This window comes from Filomicrobium insigne (assembly GCF_900104305.1).
GTDB classification, from domain to species: domain Bacteria; phylum Pseudomonadota; class Alphaproteobacteria; order Rhizobiales; family Hyphomicrobiaceae; genus Filomicrobium; species Filomicrobium insigne.
This window is the reverse complement of the sequence record NZ_FNJC01000010.1, coordinates 1-3,317: the sequence shown is the minus strand read 5'-3', so window position 1 is coordinate 3,317 and position 3,317 is coordinate 1. Positions and strand designations below refer to the sequence as shown.

At 60.7% G+C, this 3,317-nt stretch carries 3 protein-coding genes; all 3 read right to left on the bottom strand.

Going from position 1 to position 3,317, the window contains the following annotated elements; all coding sequences use genetic code 11:
• Positions 1–675: MASE4 domain-containing protein (locus BLS30_RS17945; RefSeq protein ID WP_170832511.1), on the bottom strand; the 675-nt coding region annotated here is incomplete at its 3' end.
• Positions 676–857: 182 nt separating this feature from the next.
• Positions 858–1,862 carry a zinc-dependent alcohol dehydrogenase family protein gene (locus tag BLS30_RS17940; protein ID WP_090230881.1) on the bottom strand — a complete coding sequence of 335 codons (1,005 nt, stop codon included), beginning with the start codon at positions 1,860–1,862 and terminating at the stop codon, positions 858–860.
• Positions 1,863–1,931: 69 nt separating this feature from the next.
• On the bottom strand, positions 1,932–2,768 hold the full coding sequence (locus tag BLS30_RS17935; protein WP_342027560.1) for an alpha/beta fold hydrolase: 837 nt from the start codon (positions 2,766–2,768) through the stop codon (positions 1,932–1,934).
• Positions 2,769–3,317 lie beyond the last annotated feature (549 nt).

The following is a 3,317-nucleotide window of genomic DNA, read 5'->3' as shown; positions in this document are numbered from 1 at the left end:
AACGACGCACATCCAGATATCGAGAGTCGAGCGGCGTCTGGCCAGCAGAGTAGCAAATGCGATCACGTAAAGTGTCAGCGAGAAAGCCGGGATGTACGCCCATATCGCCGTCGTGTTCCTCGCATCCGCCATGAACTTAGGAAGGTCGCCCCCCTTGGCCAGGATCACCCATAAAGCCGATGCTACGAACACCCCGATGCCGGCGATAGCGACGAGTATCCATTGGCCCGGCGGACGCATCGTACGGCGCGGATCGAGGGCAGCATAGCCGACAATCGCTGCAGCAAACCCGATGCGCCGAATCGCTGCGATCCACGCCGTGGATTGGAGATCCTCGTCGAGGCCGACATTTTGGAATATGCCCGGGAAAGTCAGCGCCCACGGAACGGAGAGAACGCCTGAAAGAAGGTATCCCGAGGCAAGAACGAGCAGTGGCATCGATCCCCGGACCCGAAAGGTGGCGAGAAGAATAGCCGCGGTCGTCAGCTCAATCATGAAGATGGCCGCCGCGTAAGCCGGAACGAAAATCTCCGTCCCGCGTGTCGGCTGACGGGCGTAGGGTGCGGTCACCGCGAGCGCAACGACGAGAACGACGACAACGGCGAAAATCACGCGCAGCTGCGTGTCAGTCGGCAGCGACGTCGTAAGCAACCTGCTATCGGGTCCCAAGGACATAATGGGTTATCTGCCAAGCAATTCGACTAGGCAACACCATTGCGCGAGCTACACTTGAAGGCAACGGAAGTGACGATGCGCGATGACTTTCTTAAATGCGCGGCATCATTTCTCGGGTACCGCCATCACTTTCCCGAAAAGGATGGTAATTGCAGGAATGTCCCGCTGCCTTGTCGATATATTTATCGCCGCGTGGGAAGCTCGACAGTCTGGCCCACAACATCGATCGCCACCTTACCTCGAAGTCCACGGGAGCTCCCGGCTTCGAGTAGTTCATGCGCTTCGCCGATGCGAGCCAAGGGAAGCACCGCACCAACCACGGGCTTGATCAGGCCGCGCTCGACAAGGTTTGTCAGCGCATCGAGTTTGCCTCGGTTCTGCCGGGTGAATACGAAATGGTAGGCGGCGTTCTTTCCCCAAGCCTCGATCAGGTTCTGCGGCTGCGCGATGTCGACGATGCTGACCACCCGTCCGGCATCCGCGAGAGCGAGCGGGCTTCTCGTCAGGGTATCGCCGCCGATGGTGTCGAATACGACGTTCACCCCTTGCCCCTGCGTCAGCTCCGCCACGGCTGAGACGTAGTCATCGGAGGTGTGGTCGATGACCTCGTCCGCTCCGAGTGAACGCACGAAGTCATGGTTACTACGGCGCGCCGTCGTGATGACCCGCGCACCGATCGCCTTGGCAAGCTGGATCGCTACCGTGCCCACACCGCCGGCACCACCGTGGATCAGGATGGTCTCGTGAACGGCAAGCTGGGCGCGGGTCACCAAAGCTTCCCAGACCGTCCCCCCAACCAGCGTCAGGCTGGCGGCCTCCAAGTGGTTGATGTTGTGCGGCTTGCGGGCGACCAGTTCGACAGCGGCAATGTGCTGTTCCGCGTATGAGCCGGGACCGCCGAAGATTTTGGGCGTGTAGTAAACCTCGTCGCCTATGTCGACCTCGGTTACATCCGCCCCCCTCTCTTCCACGACGCCGGAAATGTCGTGACCGATTATGGCGGGGAGCGGCACGTAGTCGGCGTAGTCGCCGCGTCGGATCTGATAGTCCAGAGGATTGATGGCGGTGGCGTGGACGCGCACCCGGACCTGCCGAGGTCCGACGACTGGTACGGTAACATCACGCATCTCGAAAGCGTCGAAGCCACCGAATTTGCTGAGGACGATCGCCTTCATTGAGCTGGTCATGATCTTACCTTTTCTCAAATCCAAGTGATGGTAAGAGGACGGGGCCGGGAGCCGCGTCCCGCAGACACCTCAATTGGTAACGAACGCCAAAAGGTCCGCGTTCAGCACATCGGCGTTCACTGTCAGCATCCCGTGCGAGAAACCGGGATAGGTCTTCAGCGTGCCGTTCGGCAGCAGCTTGACCGCCTTCGATGCCGAGGCAGCGATCGGAACGATCTGGTCGTCCTCACCGTGCAGCACCAGCGTCGGCACGGTGATCACTTTGAGGTCCTCGGTCTGGTCGGTTTCCGAGAAAGCCTTGATGCCGTCATAGTGCGCCTTGGCGCTACCCATCATGCCCTGCCGCCACCAGTTCTGGATTACTCCTTCATGGACCGTCGCGCCCTCGCGGTTGAATCCGTAGAACGGGCCCGACGGAACGTCGCGGAAGAACTGTGCGCGGTTGCTGGCCAGCGCTGTCCGAAAGCCATCGAAGACCTCCATCGGTGTTCCCTCCGGGTTGTCGTCGGTCTTCAGCATCAGCGGTGGGATGGCGGCGACGAGGACGGCCTTGGCCACCCGGCCCGCAGGTTCGCCGAACTTGGCCACATAACGCGCAACTTCGCCGCCACCGGTGGAATGGCCTATGTGAACCGCGTTTTTCAGGTCCAACGCCTCGGCGACGGCAAACGCGTCGGCCGCGTAATGGTCAATGTCGTGACCGTCGGCGACCTGCTGCGAGCGTCCGTGGCCGCGCCGGTCATGCGCGACAACGCGATAGCCCTTCGACAGGAAGAAAAGCATCTGCGCATCCCAGTCGTCGGAGCTGAGCGGCCATCCATGGTGAAAAACGATGGGCTGGGCGTCTCTGGGACCCCAGTCCTTGTAGAAGATCTGTACATCGTCGTCGGTCGTGACATAGCCCATGGTGTGTTCTCCTTCTGGAATGTCGAGGGTGGCGGGCCCCGCGGCACGCGCGGTGCCCAATGGGAAGGCGAAGCTCGCGGCAAGTGCCGTGGCCGAGATCAGAGCCTCGCGGCGGCTAAGCGGTAGGGCAGGGGCGGAGGTGGGAGGCATGGAAGGATCTCCGTGAATTATTCAAACGGCGGTGCAGTGGGATGACACATGAAAGGACCTTGCGAGCGAGACGACATAGAGCTTCAAGACCATACCTCCAGCCAACATTGGCCGCCTAGCCTGTGCACCGCGTGCTGCGGTCTGTGCAGTCGCAATTACAAACATGAGCGAACGCTACCGCCGGAGACCGGATGGCTTCAATCGTACGTGGAGATAGGTCGACATAGCCCAAGGGCTAGCTGGGAACCGCAGCAGTCCAGGCCACAGGGGAGTTGAACTCCGTCGGGATCAGTTGATCGTGGGGACATCCCGGCTTTCTCGCTGACACTTTACGTGATCGCATTTGCTACTCTGCTGGCCAGACGCCGCTCGACTCTCGATATCTGGATGTGCGTCGTT